Annotated in this window: 16 protein-coding genes and 16 tRNA genes; 30 read left to right on the forward strand and 2 right to left on the reverse strand. The window is 44.5% G+C overall.

The window, feature by feature from the left end:
* The first annotated feature begins 3 nt into the window (after nucleotides 1-3).
* From H580_RS0105980 to H580_RS0106100, 25 genes are all read left to right on the forward strand, one after another.
* Nucleotides 4-79 (forward strand) — tRNA-Asn (locus H580_RS0105980).
* Nucleotides 80-83: 4 nt separating this feature from the next.
* A tRNA-Ser gene (locus H580_RS0105985) sits at nucleotides 84-175 on the forward strand.
* 6 nt (nucleotides 176-181) lie between these two features.
* A tRNA-Glu gene (locus H580_RS0105990) sits at nucleotides 182-256 on the forward strand.
* A gap of 98 nt (nucleotides 257-354) precedes the next feature.
* Nucleotides 355-430 (forward strand) — tRNA-Val (locus H580_RS0105995).
* A gap of 7 nt (nucleotides 431-437) precedes the next feature.
* Nucleotides 438-514: transfer RNA gene (locus H580_RS0106000), tRNA-Met, on the forward strand.
* A 21-nt stretch (nucleotides 515-535) separates the two neighbouring features.
* Nucleotides 536-612: transfer RNA gene (locus tag H580_RS0106005), tRNA-Asp, on the forward strand.
* A gap of 44 nt (nucleotides 613-656) precedes the next feature.
* Nucleotides 657-732 (forward strand) — tRNA-Phe (locus H580_RS0106010).
* 14 nt (nucleotides 733-746) lie between these two features.
* Nucleotides 747-822, forward strand: a tRNA-Thr gene (locus tag H580_RS0106015).
* A gap of 4 nt (nucleotides 823-826) precedes the next feature.
* A tRNA-Tyr gene (locus tag H580_RS0106020) sits at nucleotides 827-911 on the forward strand.
* 4 nt (nucleotides 912-915) lie between these two features.
* Nucleotides 916-989 (forward strand) — tRNA-Trp (locus tag H580_RS0106025).
* A gap of 35 nt (nucleotides 990-1024) precedes the next feature.
* Nucleotides 1025-1100 (forward strand) — tRNA-His (locus H580_RS0106030).
* Nucleotides 1101-1110: 10 nt separating this feature from the next.
* A tRNA-Gln gene (locus tag H580_RS0106035) sits at nucleotides 1111-1185 on the forward strand.
* A 6-nt stretch (nucleotides 1186-1191) separates the two neighbouring features.
* A tRNA-Gly gene (locus H580_RS0106040) sits at nucleotides 1192-1266 on the forward strand.
* Nucleotides 1267-1269: 3 nt separating this feature from the next.
* Nucleotides 1270-1343: transfer RNA gene (locus tag H580_RS0106045), tRNA-Cys, on the forward strand.
* A gap of 21 nt (nucleotides 1344-1364) precedes the next feature.
* Nucleotides 1365-1441: transfer RNA gene (locus H580_RS0106050), tRNA-Arg, on the forward strand.
* 15 nt (nucleotides 1442-1456) lie between these two features.
* Nucleotides 1457-1539: transfer RNA gene (locus tag H580_RS0106055), tRNA-Leu, on the forward strand.
* Nucleotides 1540-1728: 189 nt separating this feature from the next.
* On the forward strand, nucleotides 1729-2247 hold the full coding sequence (locus tag H580_RS0106060) for an NfeD family membrane protein (RefSeq protein ID WP_028593981.1): 519 nt from the start codon (nucleotides 1729-1731) through the stop codon (nucleotides 2245-2247).
* A 72-nt stretch (nucleotides 2248-2319) separates the two neighbouring features.
* Nucleotides 2320-3870 carry a flotillin lipid rafts scaffold protein FloT gene (locus H580_RS23530; RefSeq protein ID WP_036604767.1) on the forward strand — a complete coding sequence of 517 codons (1551 nt, stop codon included), beginning with the start codon at nucleotides 2320-2322 and terminating at the stop codon, nucleotides 3868-3870.
* Between the two features lie 332 nt (nucleotides 3871-4202).
* Entirely contained in the window at nucleotides 4203-4502 is a 300-nt protein-coding gene (locus H580_RS0106070) for a LiaF transmembrane domain-containing protein (RefSeq protein WP_028593982.1), read from the forward strand.
* Nucleotides 4503-4553: 51 nt separating this feature from the next.
* Complete coding sequence (locus tag H580_RS0106075; protein ID WP_028593983.1) at nucleotides 4554-5222, forward strand: PspA/IM30 family protein; 669 nt, start codon at nucleotides 4554-4556, stop codon at nucleotides 5220-5222.
* A gap of 7 nt (nucleotides 5223-5229) precedes the next feature.
* A complete protein-coding gene (locus H580_RS0106080) occupies nucleotides 5230-5715 on the forward strand; it encodes a PspC domain-containing protein (RefSeq protein ID WP_028593984.1) in 486 nt (161 codons plus the stop codon).
* 1 nt (nucleotide 5716) lies between these two features.
* A complete protein-coding gene (locus tag H580_RS0106085) occupies nucleotides 5717-6400 on the forward strand; it encodes a PspA/IM30 family protein (RefSeq protein WP_028593985.1) in 684 nt (227 codons plus the stop codon).
* Between the two features lie 121 nt (nucleotides 6401-6521).
* Entirely contained in the window at nucleotides 6522-7169 is a 648-nt protein-coding gene (liaF, locus tag H580_RS0106090; RefSeq protein ID WP_028593986.1) for a cell wall-active antibiotics response protein LiaF, read from the forward strand.
* Nucleotides 7170-7205: 36 nt separating this feature from the next.
* A complete protein-coding gene (locus H580_RS0106095) occupies nucleotides 7206-8330 on the forward strand; it encodes a sensor histidine kinase (protein WP_028593987.1) in 1125 nt (374 codons plus the stop codon).
* Nucleotides 8278-8943: a response regulator gene (locus H580_RS0106100; RefSeq protein ID WP_028593988.1), complete on the forward strand. Its 666-nt coding sequence runs from the start codon at nucleotides 8278-8280 to the stop codon at nucleotides 8941-8943. Before H580_RS0106095 ends, H580_RS0106100 begins: the two co-directional genes overlap by 53 nt.
* A gap of 92 nt (nucleotides 8944-9035) precedes the next feature.
* On the opposite strand, the gene H580_RS0106105 is transcribed toward H580_RS0106100, so the two are convergent.
* On the reverse strand, nucleotides 9036-9506 hold the full coding sequence (locus H580_RS0106105) for a hypothetical protein (RefSeq protein ID WP_028593989.1): 471 nt from the start codon (nucleotides 9504-9506) through the stop codon (nucleotides 9036-9038).
* Nucleotides 9507-9621: 115 nt separating this feature from the next.
* On the opposite strand from H580_RS0106105, the gene H580_RS0106110 reads away from it, so the two are divergent.
* The 3 genes from H580_RS0106110 (at nucleotide 9622) to H580_RS0106120 (ending at nucleotide 12741) form a co-directional block, all read left to right on the forward strand.
* Entirely contained in the window at nucleotides 9622-10425 is an 804-nt protein-coding gene (locus tag H580_RS0106110) for a YwmB family TATA-box binding protein (RefSeq protein ID WP_028593990.1), read from the forward strand.
* 122 nt (nucleotides 10426-10547) lie between these two features.
* Complete coding sequence (gene zwf / locus H580_RS0106115; RefSeq protein WP_028593991.1) at nucleotides 10548-12089, forward strand: glucose-6-phosphate dehydrogenase; 1542 nt, start codon at nucleotides 10548-10550, stop codon at nucleotides 12087-12089.
* 28 nt (nucleotides 12090-12117) lie between these two features.
* On the forward strand, nucleotides 12118-12741 hold the full coding sequence (locus tag H580_RS0106120; RefSeq protein WP_028593992.1) for a cyclase family protein: 624 nt from the start codon (nucleotides 12118-12120) through the stop codon (nucleotides 12739-12741).
* 106 nt (nucleotides 12742-12847) lie between these two features.
* Here H580_RS0106120 and H580_RS0106125 read toward each other — a convergent pair whose 3' ends face one another.
* On the reverse strand, nucleotides 12848-14200 hold the full coding sequence (locus H580_RS0106125; protein WP_051217289.1) for a flavin-containing monooxygenase: 1353 nt from the start codon (nucleotides 14198-14200) through the stop codon (nucleotides 12848-12850).
* A 165-nt stretch (nucleotides 14201-14365) separates the two neighbouring features.
* On the opposite strand from H580_RS0106125, the gene H580_RS0106130 reads away from it, so the two are divergent.
* On the forward strand, nucleotides 14366-15952 hold the full coding sequence (locus H580_RS0106130) for a peptide chain release factor 3 (RefSeq protein ID WP_028593994.1): 1587 nt from the start codon (nucleotides 14366-14368) through the stop codon (nucleotides 15950-15952).
* A gap of 191 nt (nucleotides 15953-16143) precedes the next feature.
* Complete coding sequence (locus H580_RS25395; RefSeq protein WP_051217290.1) at nucleotides 16144-17424, forward strand: MerR family transcriptional regulator; 1281 nt, start codon at nucleotides 16144-16146, stop codon at nucleotides 17422-17424.
* Nucleotides 17425-17518: the final 94 nt, after the last annotated feature.

Below are 17518 nucleotides of genomic sequence, written 5' to 3' on the forward strand. Positions count from 1 at the left end.
TATTCCCTGATAGCTCAGTTGGTAGAGCACTCGACTGTTAATCGAGTTGTCACAGGTTCGAGTCCTGTTCGGGGAGCCATTATGGAGAGATGTCCGAGTTGGTCGAAGGAGCACGATTGGAAATCGTGTAGGCGCCAAAAGCGTCTCGGGGGTTCGAATCCCCCTCTCTCCGCCAGAATGCGGCCCGTTGGTCAAGGGGTTAAGACACCTCCCTTTCACGGAGGTAACAGGGGTTCGAATCCCCTACGGGTCACCACTTTCAATAAAATGAAATGGTAAAAATTGATGGTTGAAAAACGAAGCGAAACTTGATAAGATATAAGAGTCGCTGGGAAATAAACCAGAAAATAATATGGACGCTTAGCTCAGCTGGGAGAGCATCTGCCTTACAAGCAGAGGGTCGGCGGTTCGATCCCGTCAGCGTCCACCATAAACATCGCGGGGTGGAGCAGTCCGGTAGCTCGTCGGGCTCATAACCCGAAGGTCGTAGGTTCAAATCCTGCCCCCGCAACCAAATATCTTTTATTCCTATCGTGGAGCTGTGGTGTAGAGGCCTAACATGCCTGCCTGTCACGCAGGAGACCGCGGGTTCGAATCCCGTCAGCTCCGCCATTTTAACTAACGACGAGTAGTTGGAATGAATGATTTTATAGTTAGGTTCGGTAGCTCAGTCGGTAGAGCAGAGGACTGAAAATCCTCGTGTCGGCGGTTCGATTCCGTCCCGAACCACCATTAAAGTTTAATACGCCGGTGTAGCTCAGTTGGTAGAGCGGCTGACTTGTAATCAGTAGGTCGTGGGTTCGACTCCTATCGCCGGCACCATTATGGAGGCTTAGTGAAGTGGCTAAACACGGCAGACTGTAAATCTGCTCTCTACGAGTTCGGTGGTTCGAATCCATCAGCCTCCACCATTATAGGGGCATAGTTTAAAGGTAGAACAGCGGTCTCCAAAACCGTTAGTGTGGGTTCAATTCCTGCTGCCCCTGCCAGAATGTTTCAAAAGAAGTTAATATTTAGAAATTTGGCGATCGTGGCGAAGTGGTTAACGCACCGGTTTGTGGATCCGGCATTCGGGGGTTCAATTCCCCTCGGTCGCCCCAAATTATCTAATGGGGATTAGCCAAGCGGTAAGGCAACGGACTTTGACTCCGTCATGCATAGGTTCAAATCCTATATCCCCAGCCATTTAATGCGGAAATAGCTCAGTGGTAGAGTATCGCCTTGCCAAGGCGAGGGTCGCGGGTTCGAATCCCGTTTTCCGCTCCATAAGGCGCCATAGCCAAGTGGTAAGGCAGAGCTCTGCAAAAGCTTTACCCCCAGTTCGAGTCTGGGTGGCGCCTCCATTTTACTTGTTATGTGCTTGAGCGCCCTTAGCTCAGCTGGATAGAGCGTTTGACTACGAATCAAAAGGTCAGGAGTTCGAATCTCTTAGGGCGCGCCATTTATAACTAAATATGCCGGTGTGGCGGAATTGGCAGACGCGCGCGACTCAAAATCGTGAGGGAAACCGTGAAGGTTCGAGTCCTTTCACCGGCACCATATTTAACAAGTTCAACTCTTGAGGTATACTCAAGGGTTTTTTTGTGTCTATGTAGCTTATTTCTTATTTACTTCCATATTTTGAAACTTATTTTGTGCTGCTCCGTATTGTGTTGTATATCCTTCATATTTATATTACTAGCTCATCTGTACCGCTGCTTTAGTTTAAAAAAACAAAGGAGTGAGGCTATGGAAGTTCTATATTGGAGTTTATTGATTCTAGGCATTCTCTATGCTGCTATTACATTATTATTTGGAGATGTGGATGCCGCAATCGGTGAGGTTATACATATTCCTTTTCTACAACCTGCTGTTCTAATCGGTGGGCTTACTTCGTTAGGTGCATCTGGCATTTTACTTACACGTTACTCAGGTTTATTACCATGGCTTATATTTGTGCTTTCTTTATGTGCTGCAGTTGTGGTCTCCACTATCATGTACTTCTTTTACTTAAAGTCGATAGCAAAGAGTGAACACTCTATTGCTTTCTCTCTGAATGACCTTATTGGGAGCATAGCAGAAGTTCATACTCCGGTTCCTTCACAAGGTTTTGGTGAAATCATTATTCACTCCAAGACAGGTGCTACTAATCAAATAGCGGCATCGTTCGATGGTATTGATATTCCTTCTTACACGAAAGTAGTCATTATCGACGTTCGAGATCATACGGCCTATGTTTCTCCTATGGAAGAACTGCAGCGCTTATAGGGTCAGATATATACAGTTTTTAGACTGAGCGCTCAAGGTTGTTTATCAATAATTGAAAAGAGGAGAGATTGTATGAATGATGTGTTTCTCATCCCACTTATCGTAGTAGGGGTACTTGTCGTTATTGCTTTAGCTTTCTGGGCTAGATACAAAACAGTGGGTCCAGATGAAGCAATGATCGTAACGGGATCTTATCTCGGCACTAAAAATGTAAGTAAGGATGAATCCGGACGCAGCATGAAAATCGTTCGTGGCGGTGGAGCATTCATCATCCCTATTTTTCAACAGGCACAATTTCTATCATTATTATCTCATAAACTAGATGTTACTACACCTGAAGTATACACAGAACAAGGAGTTCCTGTGTTGACAGATGCTGTGGCTATTATTAAGGTGGGGGGCTCTGTAGAAGATATAGCGACTGCAGCAGAACAATTCCTAGGTAAGCCAACCGAATCATTAAAAAGTGAGGCACAAGAAGTGCTGGAAGGACATCTTAGAGCGATACTTGGTTCCATGACGGTTGAGGAAGTGTACCGCAATCGCGATCGATTTGCTCAAGAAGTGCAAGCTGTTGCTGCTCGAGATTTGAAGAAGATGGGTCTACAAATTGTTTCCTTTACGATAAAGGATGTAAGGGATAAGCATGGCTATTTAGAGGCGTTAGGAAAGCCGCGTATTGCAGCAGTTAAACGTGATGCTGAAGTCGCTGAGGCTGAGGCGGTGAGGGACGCTCGTATTCAAAAAGCGAATGCAGATGAGCAGGGGATGAAGGCCGAACTGCTGCGCGATACGAATGTTGCTGAGGCATCCAAAGAGAAAGAGTTGAAAATTGCAGCCTTCAAACGAGAGCAGGATACCGCTAAAGCGGAAGCGGACCAAGCCTATCATATTCAAGAAGCTCGTTCGAAGCAGACGGTTGTGGAAGAACAGATGCAGGTTGAAATTGTTCGTAGAGAACGGGAAATTGATCTCGAAGCAAAAGAAATATTACGTAGGGAAAAACAGTACGATGCGGAAATGAAAAAGAAGGCGGACGCAGAACGTTATGCTGTTGTTCAGGCGGCAGAGGCAGAGAAGGCGCGCCAAGTGCTCGAAGCTGATGCATTGCAGTATCGAATCGAAGCAGAAGCTAAGGCGAATGCTGAACAGAAGCGTTTGGATGGCTTGGCGCATGCAGATGCAGAACGTGCACGTGGTACAGCAGAAGCAGAAGTGATTCGCTTGCGTGGTCTTGCTGAAGCAGAGGCGAAGCAGAAACTAGCGGAAGCATTTGAGAAGTTTGGAGAAGCTGCGGTATTGGATATCGTGATGAAGATGCTACCGGAATTGGCGGGTCGAATTGCTGATCCTATTCGCTCGATTGATAAGTTGACGGTCGTTGATACTGGCAAAGGAGAAGGCGCAGCACGTGTTAGTAACTATGTTACTGAGCTGATGGCGACAGCCCCACAAATGCTTAAAGATGTATCTGGTCTCGATATTGAGAAAATTGTAAAGCGTCTAACAGATGGGCCAAATGCTGACAGTGGATTGTTCGAACAGCATAAACAGCAACCTAAACTTCCTGATACAACTATCGCTGTTACTTCTGAGGACAATTCTAAGGTTGAAGGCCCATGAGACCTAAGGTCTAAGAAATAGATCTTAGAACTACATCTTAGAACTACATCTTAGAACTATATCTTAGAAATAAAGAAGTAAGCAGTACATGTATGATGAAATAGACATGTTTAGGGAGTAGAATGTAAGATTTGCAGCAGTTGTGAGCGGCCCTTACGGCATACTGCCATAAGGGCCGTTGCTAGGTTTGGGAGATGAGCCTATCGCAGGTTGGTGAGGTTCCCCGACTTGAGTCTAGGTGCAAATACCGTCCCCAGCCTGTTTTGAATCGTTGGTAAACAACCTAAAATAAAGACATAAGCAAACGACGCAGAAAGGTGGTGACGAATTACATGGAGAGAAAAGGAAACACGATAGCCCTGCTTCTGATAGGTATCGGAGGAATTATCTTGCTAAGTAAGCTAGGATGGTTGCTTGGCGGTTTGATGGAGTACTTAATTCCTATCGCATTGATCGCTCTTGGTTATTATGGTGTGAAAGCCGGCAATCGATTCTTCGGTGGGTTGTTTATTATTATCGGTGCCTTCTCCTTAATTGGCGAATTAGCTTGGTTCATTGGTTTAATTATCGCAATCGCGATGATTGGATTTGGTGTAAAGATGCTAAAAAATCGACGCGACTACCGATATTAACTCACACCATGATGAAAACTGTATAACTAGCACAAAGGAGGTACCAAGTGCATGAGTAATATATTTCAGCGAGTACGGGATATTACATTGGCAACGTTGAATGACCATCTAGAACGTTCCGAAGACCCAATTCGCGTTATTGATAGCTTCCTCATGAAAACTCGACATGAGATAGAGGAAGCAGAAAGGTTATACCACCAATACTTAGTTCATGCGAATCAAATGAAGCGTCAACTCAATCAAGCAGAGGAGTTACGTGAACGTCGTGAACAACAGGCTTTGATTGCATTGAAGGCCGGCGAAGAACTTGCTGCTAAGCTTGCTTTGCAAGAGAAGATGATGCATGAGGAGAAGGTCATTCACTACACGGAGCTGTATGAAAAGAGCAAGCAGGCCATTTTGGAACTTGAAGCTCAACTGCAAGCACTTAAGAATGAATTCCAATCTGCATATGATAAGCGCCAAATTTACATCGCTCGTATGCAAACTATCCATTTACAACAGCGTATGAATGAGCGTATTGGACAATATGGTCATCAACAAGTGAACGGCATGTTCCGCCGCTTGGAAGATCGCGTCAATGATATGGAATGGGAAACGAACAGTATCCGTGATGTTCGCGGGATGAATGGTGGATACAACGGGGGCTTTGAACGCGAGTCGAAGCTGGATCAGGAGCTTCAGCGTTTGAAGCAGAAGTTGAACACCTCGAAGGAGTGAGTAAGCTATGCAAAAGAAATTTTATCGCTCCGCACGCGATTCGAAATTGTGCGGACTATGCGGAGGTTTGTCCGAGTATTTCGGATTTGATGCATCCTTTATACGAATCTTGTTCGTACTAGGTGTAGTTTTCTCTGGAGGAACGTTGTTGCTAGCTTATTTCCTAATAGCGCTTGTTGTTCCAAAGGAGCCTAAAAATCCGTATGGACCATATGGAAATCAAGGTCCACATGGCTATTATGAGCCTAATAATTATAACAGCCGTACGTATACGCCAGGCGGAGACTTCTCTAATGGCTATGGTGCACAACAGCCAAATGGTTACCGTAATGGCAATGAATTTGCAGGACAGTCTTACAACCACTCCAACCAAGGTGGTATGAATCGTTCTTCTGTAGATTCTATGATGGAAGACATCGAAAAGAAAGCAATGAAACGCGAAATCGAACAATTGAAAGAGCGCTTAGCTCGTTACGAGAAAGGGGACAAGTAAAATGGGAGTATTTAAACGTATTAAGGACATGACTAAAGCATCGGTACATGAAGTGTTGGATAAGGTAGAAGACCCAGTAATGATGTTGAATCAATACTTGCGCGATATGGAATTGGAAATTCATCAAGCAGAGGTAACAGTTGCTAAGCAAATGGCAAATGAACGCCGTATTAAGCACCGCTATGATGAAGCACTTCGTATTTCCGCTGATCGTGAGACACAAGCGGGTCGTGCTTTGCAGGCTGGTCAAGAAGAAGTAGCTCGTAAGCTTCTTGAAGAAAAATTGTACTACGATCAAAAAGTGAATGAGTTTGGTGACTTGCATGCACAGGCTCAGTCTCAAGCACAAGAACTGATGCACCAACTGCACACAATGAAAGATGAGTTCTACAAGCTTCGCAACAAGCGCAATGAGCTTGCTGCACGTGCACAAATGGCAAAAGCTCGCAAGCAAATGAACTCTATCAGCTCTTTGCATACGATTGAAGCAGGTGGCGCAGCTCGCGGATTCCACCGTATGGAAGAGAAGATTATGCAATTGGAAGCAGAAGCAGAAGTAATGCGTGTTCCTTACGGCTCATATCAAGGTGCTGGTTCCTATCAGCCACCAGCTGATCCAGCTAAAGAGTTGGCAGTAGAAGAGCAATTGGCTGCTCTTAAGCAAAAGCTTGGTAAAAAGGAATAAACGTATTCGCTTCACTTAAAATATATGATATTGTAGTAGTTAGACTGAATGGCGATGCAGCATGCATCGCCATTCGTGCCGTTGCGTAAAAGAGCCGACTATTGATGACAGGAGGTGCGGCATGAAAACAGACAATCGAATACTAGCTTATGTGCTCATCTTCGCGGGGGTTATCATTCTTATTGGAAAGTTTCTTACCTTCGGTACATTTTTAGCTCTCGTTATGATTATTTTTGGAGTGCGCAAGGTAAGAACGATGGATGTGAAGATTGGCTATACATTAATCGCTATCGGTGGGGCTATTTTGCTTCTTGAGCATCTGGCGCTGTTTATAGGTATTGCTCTTCTGTCATTTGGCGTATTTTATTTTCGAATGCGTGCTGTGCAGCGACATGAACAAATGATGAAGCGGCATAGTTTTGCTAGCAGCTTAAAATGGGATCGTGTTCCGTTTCATTTACAAAGCCAAAGCTTGTGGCATGTAATTGGGGAAAGTGATATCGACTTATCGTTAGCGTTGTTGGATGAACCTGAAACGACTCTTTTTTTCCAAGGTGCTATGGGTGATGTAGATATTACAATTCCAGATCATATTGGTGTTGAGATCGAGGCAACCGTTTTATTTGGTCATATTGATGTAGAACATAATAAAGAAACGGGCTTCTTCAATAAATGGACATGGCGTTCCCCGCACTATGAGTTAACGGAACAGAAGGTTAAGTTGAACTTGTCATACATCGTAGGAGATATTGATATTCGAATCCATTAAAATAATAGGGTAGGATAGAAGGGAGAGAAGGTCGCTATGCACCCTAAAAAATCAGGAAACATGGTCTTCCGCACGATCGGGGAGACACTTCTCTTTTCCGTTGCTTTATTTTTTATCATTGTATATATGCTGCAGTCAGCAGGATATGTAAGACCATTTGAAACGTGGATGGAAGGTGTAATTGCGACATTATGGACGCTGTTCGCTGTATGTACAGTGACGATTCTGTTCGCTTTTTATCAAGGTTACAAGACAAAGAGAAGAATTGAGCTGCTGCGCGAATCCATGGTGCTCTTAGAAAAGGGAAACTTATCCCGCCCTATACCTCAATTAGGGACAGACGAGCTTGGACAGTTGGCTGAACAGTTGGGAAGAGTAAGTGAGCGTTGGGAAGAGCAAGTTACTTCGTTACAGCGGTTATCTACGAACAATGCTCAGCTTGCTGAACAAGCACGTATAACAGCTATTATTGAAGAGCGCCAACGATTGGCGCGGGAGCTGCATGATGCAGTTAGTCAGCAGCTGTTCGCGATATCTATGACAGCGACAGCAGTAAAGCGTACACTTAGCCGCGACTTTGATCGCGCTGAGCGTCAAGTTGAATTGATTGAAGAGATGGCTTCCGTAGCTCAATCAGAGATGAGAGCCTTATTACTGCATTTACGACCCGTACATTTGGAAGGTAAAGGACTTGTCCAGGGTGTTCAGGAACTGGTCCGTGAGCTGCAAATGAAGGTTCCAATCGAGATTCAATGTGAAGTGGATGATGATATTCGTCTTCTTAAAGGTGTAGAGAACCATTTGTTCCGCATTATTCAAGAAGCGATGTCTAATACACTTCGTCATTCTAAGGCAGAACGAATGGAAATTCGAATACAGAATCGGGAAGACCATGTGCGTTTGATGATTCGAGATAACGGTGTAGGTTTTGAGTGGCAGGATTCGAAGCAAACCAGTTACGGCTTGCGGACGATGCAAGAACGTGTTCACGAGGTGGGTGGTTCTATACAGTTCATTACAGCACCGAGCAAAGGAACTAGAATTGAGATTCGTGTACCAGTTGTGACGGAGAATTCGATCTGGAAGGAGGACATTGAAGCAGATGGCAATGGAGACGACGGATATGGAGAGAACAGAGAACATTCGAGTTCTATTGGTTGATGATCATGAAATGGTTCGGATTGGATTGGCCGCTGTATTAAGTACAGAAGACGGGATTGAGGTAGTTGGCGAAGCGGGAAACGGGATGGATGGTATACGCTTAGCACAAGAATATAAGCCAGATGTCGTACTCATGGATTTAGTTATGGATGGTATGGATGGTATTGAGACGACACGCAAACTGCTGCAGTTATATCCTGACTGTAAAGTAATTGTGCTTACTAGTTATCTGGATGATGAGAAGATGTATCCTGTAATTGAAGCAGGGGCATTCAGCTACTTGCTAAAGACCTCTCGTGCAAATGAGGTTGCGGATGCCATCCGAGCGGCAGCACGTGGTCAGTCTGTACTTGAATCGCAAGTGGCCTCCAAGATGATGAATCGTTTCCGTCAGCCTAAGCAAGCGCAAGCTGCTCATGAGCAACTGACCGATCGTGAAATGGAAGTGATGCGATTGCTTGCACAAGGCAAGTCGAATCAAGATATTGCTGACGAGCTCTTTATAGGCGTAAAGACGGTTAAGTTCCATGTTACGAACATATTAGCTAAGTTGGAAGTTGAGGATCGTACGCAAGCTGCGATTTATGCCTATAAGAATGGATTAGCTGAATAATGACAGAATGAACAGCCCGACGACATTATGCCGTCGGGCTGTTGTATTGTTGTAACTACCATTGACGGCTGAATGTACGTATTGCAGGGTCATTATAAGAGCAGAAGAAACAGGAACGCAATGGCAGCCAAATCAAATCCAAATGCTCCACTATATGGAGGATAGGGATAAGGTGGAGGGAAGCCGCCAGGCACTGGTCCTGGGTAACTATTAGGATATGGTTCTCCATATGGATTTCCGTTATAGGGATGACTAATTTCGTAGTCGAAATTAGGATTAAAGTCAGAGTCTGATGCTGATTTCCCTTTTGTTCCTTTCTTTTTTCGTGCTGAGTTTGTATTCTTTTTCTTTTTATATTCGGATTTAGTAGGATGCTGGTTGTCCGTTAGGATCGGGATATTGCTGTGAGATTGAGCATGATACGGATTTTCGTTTAAGATCAGTTTACCGTCATTGCAAGAGCTAAGTCGTCCTATATAATGTCTACCATCATTTGTAACGACGCAAATGGGCCGTCCATAATACTTTTTGATTTCATTTTCATCTACCTGAATAGGTAACATGCAAAGTTCCTCCTTTCAAAATACAGTGCTGAGGTAGTTTATTCGTTCATAGTCAGATGTGTATAGACGATTACCTAGATAAACATTTCTAAGTAACAAGGAGGAGAGAGGCAAAGTGAGCAAGCGAAAAAGTTGGAATTTAGGCGTAAGTGGTGGCGTTATTGTGCTATTAGTCGCGATTATGATCATACTTGGAATTAAAGATGGAGTACTGTTTGGAAATGAAACAAGACAAATCGTGTCAAACGAAGCAGGGCATGCGTTGCAACTGTCTGTTACAGAGCGAGTCAACAAATTGTGGGATCTTGCGCAGCATAGTGACGGGTCTAATTATGAAACGAAGCTCATTATGCAGGGCAGTTATTTGATTCCTGCTGAGGATTGGAAACAGGAAGCGTTGAAATGGAAAGAGAGTATACATGTTGCAACACCATTCGTTGCTAGAGAAGAACGAGGACAAGAGGTGTTGCGTGCTAATGACCAAGGTTCAAATTGGAAGCGGGAAATACTTGTATTTGCAGAACAAGATGGAAGGCTTTACTTTACTATTCACTTAACTGGGGTGGAACTGAAAGGTAAGGAGTATATTGTCGATGAAGGGGAGAACTTGCTTAAGGCGCTTCAAGCCAATAATCTCTCTGTGTTGTGGAATAGTGAAATTCGTACGAAAGCTGTAGGAACACTAGATTCTATATGGGGGCAAATGCATCGAAAGATGCAGCTGTTAGGGCATGCTAAAGCTATAGATCATTATGAAGATAATCGTACTCGCAGTGTATCGTATGAGACGGATTATATGGGGGAAGGTATTAAGATGAAGTCCGGTGTCGCTAATTTGCAAATGGCTGTACATGAGCTGGCAGGGGAAGGGATAGCGAGACTTACATTAGGAGCTCCATTAATTGCTGGTGAATATTAAAGTGAATTATTAAAGTAGATATACTAGGAAATATGGAATAGATGAATGTTATATGCTAAAATGGCATCACATTCGAATTTAACAGAAGGTTTACATACACGAGTGTTAAGGAATGGAGAGAGATGACAGAGATGAACAATCAAGAGACCATGCTGGCTGAAGGTGCGATATTTTATATTTTCGGCGCTACAGGTGATTTGGCCCGCCGGAAGCTGTTCCCTGCCATTTACAGCTTGTACCGTGAGGACAAGCTTGGGAAGAACTTTGCTGTTGTTGGTTTAGCTCGCCGTCCTCGTACGCAAGAGCAATTCCGTGAGGATGTACGTGCAGCAATTGATGAGTTTTGTCGCTATGATGTGCAGCAGGATGAAGATTGGAATGAGTTTGCGAAGCATTTCGAATATAAGCCACTCGACATTAACAACGTTGATGGTTTCCGTGAATTGCAGCAGCAATCCCAACAGCTGGAGCATGAATTCCATATCCCTGGCAATCGTCTGTTCTACTTAGCATTGGCACCAGAGCTGTTTGGTGCAGTGTCATACAATTTACGTGACGGTGGCTTGTTGGATACGAAAGGCTGGTCACGACTAGTGATTGAAAAGCCGTTTGGATATGATCTGGAATCTGCTAAGCAATTAAATGAAGAGCTTCGTTCTGTGTTCAATGAAGATCAGATTTATCGTATTGATCACTATCTAGGCAAAGAGATGGTTCAAAATATTGAAGTAATTCGTTTTGCAAATGCGTTCTTTGAGCCATTATGGAACAACAAGCATATTGCGAATGTTCAAATTTCGTTATCCGAAACGGTTGGTGTCGAAGAGCGTGGAGGATATTACGATCAAGCGGGAGCATTGCGCGATATGGCTCAGAACCATATGCTTCAGATGCTCACGATGATTGCGATGGAGCCGCCAAGCCGCTTGCATCCTGAAGATATTCGGGATGAAAAGGTGAAAGTTCTACGATCCTTGCGAACTTATGAATCCGATGAAGAAGTTATTGGAAATGTTGTCCGTGGACAATATTCCGCTGGCTCACTCAATGGTAAAGCATTGCCCGGTTATCGTGAAGAAGACAAGGTAAATCCTGAGTCTACAACGGAAACGTATTTGGGTGCGCGCGTCTATGTAGATAATTTTCGCTGGGCAGGAGTGCCGTTCTATATCCGTACAGGCAAGCGATTGCCAGTAAAGACAACGGAAGTTGTTGTAGAATTCAAGAGCATTCCGTCCAGAGTGTACTTGAGCTCTAAGCATAATTTAGAGCCTAACTTGCTCGTTATTCGCGTTAATCCGATGGAAGGCATTTACGTTCGCATCAACGGGAAGAAGCCAGGATCAGAAGGTGGCGTTCAGCCGCTTGCGATGGACTTCTGTCAGAGCAGCATCGTTGGTATCAATACGCCAGAGGCTTATGAGCGTCTTATCTTTGATGCAGCACGTGGTGATTCCACGTACTTCACTCGTTGGGATGAAGTATCTGAAGCATGGGCATTTGTAGATCGAATTGCTCAAGCTTGGAAGCAGACGAGTGAGGATCTTCACTTCTATCCTGCTGGTTCTTGGGGACCGGAACGTGCTAATGAGTTGTTAGCAGAAGATGGCTTCCATTGGTGGCCAGTAAATGGACAAGACGAAGACACGGTTGTGTGGAAGTAAGCCTATCAGCCAAGGGAGGTAACAAACGTTGTTTAAAATTTACGATATTTCTATGACAATAGATGAAAACGTACAAGTATACAAAAACAAAGAAGAGAAGAAGCCGATTATTCGTAATGTGCAAAACTTCTCGAATGCAAAAGCTTACGAGTCCCGTATTGATATTGACGTGCACTGTGGTACACATGTCGATGCACCTCTTCATATGATTGAGAACGGTGAGACGATTGAAACGATCGGCTTGGACAAGCTGGTTGGAAATGCGCGTGTTGTTGATTTGACACACGTAGAAGGCGGTATTGGCCGTGCAGATTTGGAGCCATTTGGGCTTCAGCGTGGTGACTGGGTGCTGCTGAAAACTCGTAACTCTTTGTCGGAAGAGTTTGATTTTGAGTTCGTCTATCTTGCAGAAGATGGTGCTCAATATTTGATTGAGTTGGGTGTAACAGGCGTAGGCACAGATGGTCTTGGTATCGAACGTGCACAGCCAGAATATACGACTCATCGTCCATTGTTCAACAACAACGTAATTATCGTTGAAGGTTTGCGCCTCAAAGAAGTAGAGCAAGGCACTTACTTCATGGTCATTGCACCGTTGAAGCTAACAGGCATTGAAGCTGCTCCAGCACGAGCGCTCTTGATCGGTAAATAAGTATGATAAAAGGTTTCGCCCCCTGTGATTTTTCGCAGGGGTTTTTTTGCGTATCCTTGCAAGGGAGTTACAGATCGTTCATAAAGTTTGATGTGAATTCGTTCGATTACTTGTTCGCCAAAATATCAACGGCAAGTTTCGCAGCGTCTCTACCTGCTCCACAGATGAGAGCGGAGCTTCTTGCTTGCTGCCATGGCATGCCGATTACAAATAGTCCGGGAATCTGGGTATGATGGCCACGGTACTGTATTTGACTTTGTGAATTGCATAAATTAGGTAGCTGGAGCCAATCATTATCTTGCTTGAATCCAGTTGCCCATATAATTGAAGTAGGGGACATGGTAGAGCTGTCTGCGAATACGACGGAGCTGGAAGCATTGTCCCAAGCTTCTGCTGCTCTCATCAATTGAATGTTTCCAGCACCCAGTGCTTCTTTTAATTCATAGCCGAATAGGGGATCCCCTTGTTTGCGCAGGAAACGAGCCCGCCAACTATCTGTAGGGGCATGTAAAAAACCAAGTGTATCCATCCATTCGAATGTACTTCGCCCGAGTGTTCGAAGCGGTAGATGGCGTATGGGGGAACGTACGGAAAAGCTTACTTGATGCGTACGTGACAGCTCAACAGCGATCTGTGCCCCTGAATTGCCTCCGCCGACAACAAGCACACTGCCGGTGGGCAGTTGATCAGGCCGCAAATAGGAGTTGGAGTGGATTTGCACAATGGACGGATTAATATGGTGAGCCCATTCGGGAATGAAAGGCGCAGAAAATGCCCCATGTGCCAGTACGAGTTGTTTGCAGCACAGCGGCTTATCGAATCCATGAATCATGAGATGGAATTTACCAACAATGCATGGAAGAGCGGTTTGTAGCTGTGCGGACAGTTCATGTAACGGTTCTTGTTGTGGCTGAAGGTTATGTGTGCTCGTTGTATGATTTTGATTCATAAGTTGTACAGACGTTACACCGCAGTTTCCTACAATCGGTAGCTCATAATGATCCGCATAGCGCTTCATGTAATCGGCCATTTCATCTTTGTTGGGGAATCCTTCTGGATCACCTGACAGTGGAAGGCCAGGAAGCTGGCTGTATTTGCGAGGTGTATATAACTGCAAGGAATCATAGCGGCTGCGCCAGCTATCTCCTACTTGTGCGTGTCGATCCAAGATGAGCATGGACATTGCTGATTTCATTTCTTTCATTCGTGCACCGAGAGCTAATCCTGCCTGCCCTGCACCAATAATGACAAGGTCAAGAGTATCATGAGCAGCTGTATAGTTATGGATAACTTCGTGATTAAATGAGAACATAGTTAGGTTAGGGGACAGGCTTGTTCCTGAACATGCATTACTTTTGGATAAGGCAGGCACATTAGTAATACTTGAACGTGATGACTGTGAAGACTTCGTTGATTGCGCCGATAATTGGACTACAGTTGTATTCGTTACTTGTGTCATATCGAACAGCCTCCATTATAAAATTTCATTGCCGTCATTATAACATTATTAATATTATTTGAATATTAGAAAAGTAAGAAAAAGAATTGGTTGCCCCATTTATGACGCTTTCTATTTTGTGTTACAATAGGAGATACGTGATTTTGTGATGAGAGGGCTAAAATAATGAGCAAATCCTTAACGGAACAATTAAAGCAAGAAGTTGAGAAGCGCCGTACGTTCGCTATCATTTCTCACCCGGATGCGGGTAAAACAACATTAACAGAGAAGCTTCTTCTTTTCGGAGGAGCAATTCGCCTTGCAGGTACAGTTAAGGCGAGAAAAGCAAGCAAGCATGCAACAAGTGACTGGATGGAGATCGAGAAACAGCGTGGTATCTCAGTAACTTCTTCCGTCATGCAGTTTGACTATAATGGACACCGCATTAATATTTTGGATACGCCTGGTCACCAAGACTTCAGTGAAGATACGTACCGTACATTGACTGCTGCCGACAGCGCGGTCATGTTGATTGACGTTGCTAAAGGTGTCGAGGCACAGACAATTAAGCTGTTCCAAGTATGTGCGAAGCGTGGCATTCCGATCTTTACGTTTATTAACAAGCTAGACCGTGAAGGCCGCAGTCCGTTCGATCTCTTGGAAGAGTTGGAGCAAGTGCTGGGCATTCGTTCAGTGCCGATGAACTGGCCAATTGGTATGGGCCGTGGCCTGTGTGGGGTCTATGACCGCATGAATAATCAGGTTGAGCTATTCCAAGGCGACGATCATTCCAACATTAAAGTACAGAAGGTTGAAGACTACCGTGATCCGCATATTCGCGAGATGGCTGGCGAGTTCTTGCATGACCAACTGTGCGAAGAGTTGGAACTGCTTGATGTAGCAGGCGATGAGTTTGACTATGAAAAAGTAAAGCGCGGCGAATTGACGCCTGTATTTTTCGGAAGTGCGATCAACAACTTCGGTTTGCAAACGTTCTTGGAAAACTTCCTTAAACTTGCACCATCACCAGCGCCGCGTCAATCCACTAGTGGTGAGGTTGACCCGACGAACGAGAAATTCTCTGGCTATGTGTTCAAGATTCAAGCGAATATGAACCCAGCGCACCGCGATCGTATTGCATTCTTGCGTATTTGCTCAGGCAAATTCCAACGTGGTATGAGTGTAAGGCATGTCCGTGCTGGTAAAGATATTAAGCTGGCACAGCCACAGCAGTTCTTGGCGCAAGATCGTGATATCGTGGATGAGGCATTCCCAGGCGATATTATCGGTTTGTTCGATCCGGGTATTTTCCGTATCGGCGATAGCTTGAGCCAAGGTTCTGAGATTGTATTTGATGAGCTGCCAACGTTCTCGCCTGAAATCTTTGCTCGTGTAACGGTGAAAAATGCATTGAAGCACAAGCAATACCAAAAAGGCGTAGATCAACTGACAGAAGAGGGAACGATTCAAGTGTTCCACAATGCAGGTGTGTTCGATGAGACGATCCTCGGCGTTGTTGGTCAACTTCAGTTTGAAGTATTTGAGCATCGTATGAAAGCGGAGTATGGGGTAGATGTGCAATTGCAGCGTCTATCATTCCAATTTGCCCGTTGGGTAGTTGGCCCGCAAATCGATCCATCGAAGTTCCGTATCAATTCACAGCTCGTTAAAGACAAGAAGGATAACTTCGTTGCCTTGTTCGAGAATGAGTATGCAATGCGTACAGCAATGGAAAAAATGCCAGATGTGAAGTTCCTTGAGACTGCACCGTAAGGCGTTTAACGGATATAGTAGGTTATTAAAATGAGAAGAGCTCTTCATCGTCATGGTGAGGAGCTCTTTTTGTATTTTCGTATATATTCAAATTTACAAGAAATAATTACCTGATTTACATTAACGCTGCGTCAATGTTTACAATATAGCTAACACGTGTTATCGGAACATTTTGATGGGGTGACGTCACTATGAAAATACAAGATGTGTCGCGGCAGCTAGCAATGACTACACGTTCGATTCGCTATTATGAAGAACGTGGATTGCTAGGGGCCATTTCGAAGGAGGATAATGGCTATCGCATATTCCGGGAGGAGGATGTGGAGCGGTTAAGGTTGATTGGTTGGCTGCGTGATCTGGGGATGTCTATCGAGGACATACGCGGCTGTTTAGATGAAGTGATGGCTGGAGACATGGCAGCGATGAAAGTTCATATGATGCGGCGACGTAAAGCATTTGTTGAGGAGATTGTGCAGTTGAAGCTGTTAATTCAACAGATGGATCAGTTGATTCATACATCAGAAAATACAGAAGGGACATGGTTAGCGATGAAATTAGAGCAAGCGGCAGAACAAGCAAAGCGGGTTGAGAAAGCTCGGAACTCGTGGGAGGATAAATGGGATTTTGATAGCTTAGCCAAACAGTATGACACACAAGTGAAAGATGTTGAGCATAAGCATGCACCGACATGTGAGCACCAAGACCATGTACAAGCAAATGCTCATGATCATGCAGGAGCAAATACGCATAATCATAGTCAATCACATGGTTGTGGTCATTCTCATCACCATAGTCATGATCACTCAGAAGGACATGCACATGGTCATAGCCACGCTCATTCCCAAGAACATGCACATGGGCAGGGCCATTCCCATAATCATAATCACTCGCATGGGCATTCACATGGTCCTGTAAATTATAACGAAGCTTTGCAGCGAGCAAGCGAACTTGCGAATATTAAAGCTGGAGATCGTGGGCTGGACTTAGGTATCGGTACGGGCAATTTAGCTGCCTGTTGTTTATCCAAGGGAGCTATCATGACAGGAGTTGACCAATCAGAGCAGATGCTGGAGCGCTGTCGGGGAAAATGGCCATCTATTCGATTGTTGTTAGGCAATATGATGGCTTTGCCTGTTGTAAATGAGACGTTTGACTTTGTAGTTTCGTCGTTTGCGCTTCATCATTTGACTGATGAGCAGCAGCATATTGCATTGCTAGAACTGGATCAAGTTGTTGTGCCTGGAAGCAGAGTCGTGCTCGTCGATATGATGTTTGCAGATGAGGCGCATCGTCAATCCTATTATGCAGAGGTAAGGCTATCAGGACATGCGGATCAAATTGAGAAGTTGAGCAAGGTTGATTATCCGGATCGTTCCAAGCTGCTGGCTTGGCTGCGTTCTAATGGATACGAAGCGGATATGGAGCAGTTGGATGCATGGACCTCGATCGTTTATGCGGTCAAACAGAAATAACATAGGAATGACAAGACACGATTTGCAAATGGCAGGTCGTGTTTTTTATTTTGCTCGTGTATAAATTAGGCACAGCTATTGTGTAAATTTCTTA

Origin of the sequence: Paenibacillus assamensis DSM 18201 (assembly GCF_000422445.1) — a bacterium.
Taxonomy (GTDB): domain Bacteria; phylum Bacillota; class Bacilli; order Paenibacillales; family Paenibacillaceae; genus Paenibacillus_B; species Paenibacillus_B assamensis.

What these genes read in the sequence shown, in the direction of transcription:
- H580_RS0106060 (WP_028593981.1), top strand. Translation starts at nt 1,729, where the DNA reads ATGGAAGTTCTATATTGGAGTTTATTGATTCTAGGCATTCTCTATGCT.
- H580_RS23530 (WP_036604767.1), top strand. Translation starts at nt 2,320, where the DNA reads ATGAATGATGTGTTTCTCATCCCACTTATCGTAGTAGGGGTACTTGTC.
- H580_RS0106070 (WP_028593982.1), top strand. Translation starts at nt 4,203, where the DNA reads ATGGAGAGAAAAGGAAACACGATAGCCCTGCTTCTGATAGGTATCGGA.
- H580_RS0106075 (WP_028593983.1), top strand. Translation starts at nt 4,554, where the DNA reads ATGAGTAATATATTTCAGCGAGTACGGGATATTACATTGGCAACGTTG.
- H580_RS0106080 (WP_028593984.1), top strand. Translation starts at nt 5,230, where the DNA reads ATGCAAAAGAAATTTTATCGCTCCGCACGCGATTCGAAATTGTGCGGA.
- H580_RS0106085 (WP_028593985.1), top strand. Translation starts at nt 5,717, where the DNA reads ATGGGAGTATTTAAACGTATTAAGGACATGACTAAAGCATCGGTACAT.
- liaF (WP_028593986.1), top strand. Translation starts at nt 6,522, where the DNA reads ATGAAAACAGACAATCGAATACTAGCTTATGTGCTCATCTTCGCGGGG.
- H580_RS0106095 (WP_028593987.1), top strand. Translation starts at nt 7,206, where the DNA reads ATGCACCCTAAAAAATCAGGAAACATGGTCTTCCGCACGATCGGGGAG.
- H580_RS0106100 (WP_028593988.1), top strand. Translation starts at nt 8,278, where the DNA reads ATGGAGACGACGGATATGGAGAGAACAGAGAACATTCGAGTTCTATTG.
- H580_RS0106105 (WP_028593989.1), bottom strand. Translation starts at nt 9,506, where the DNA reads ATGTTACCTATTCAGGTAGATGAAAATGAAATCAAAAAGTATTATGGA.
- zwf (WP_028593991.1), top strand. Translation starts at nt 10,548, where the DNA reads ATGACAGAGATGAACAATCAAGAGACCATGCTGGCTGAAGGTGCGATA.
- H580_RS0106125 (WP_051217289.1), bottom strand. Translation starts at nt 14,200, where the DNA reads ATGACACAAGTAACGAATACAACTGTAGTCCAATTATCGGCGCAATCA.
- H580_RS0106130 (WP_028593994.1), top strand. Translation starts at nt 14,366, where the DNA reads ATGAGCAAATCCTTAACGGAACAATTAAAGCAAGAAGTTGAGAAGCGC.
- H580_RS25395 (WP_051217290.1), top strand. Translation starts at nt 16,144, where the DNA reads ATGAAAATACAAGATGTGTCGCGGCAGCTAGCAATGACTACACGTTCG.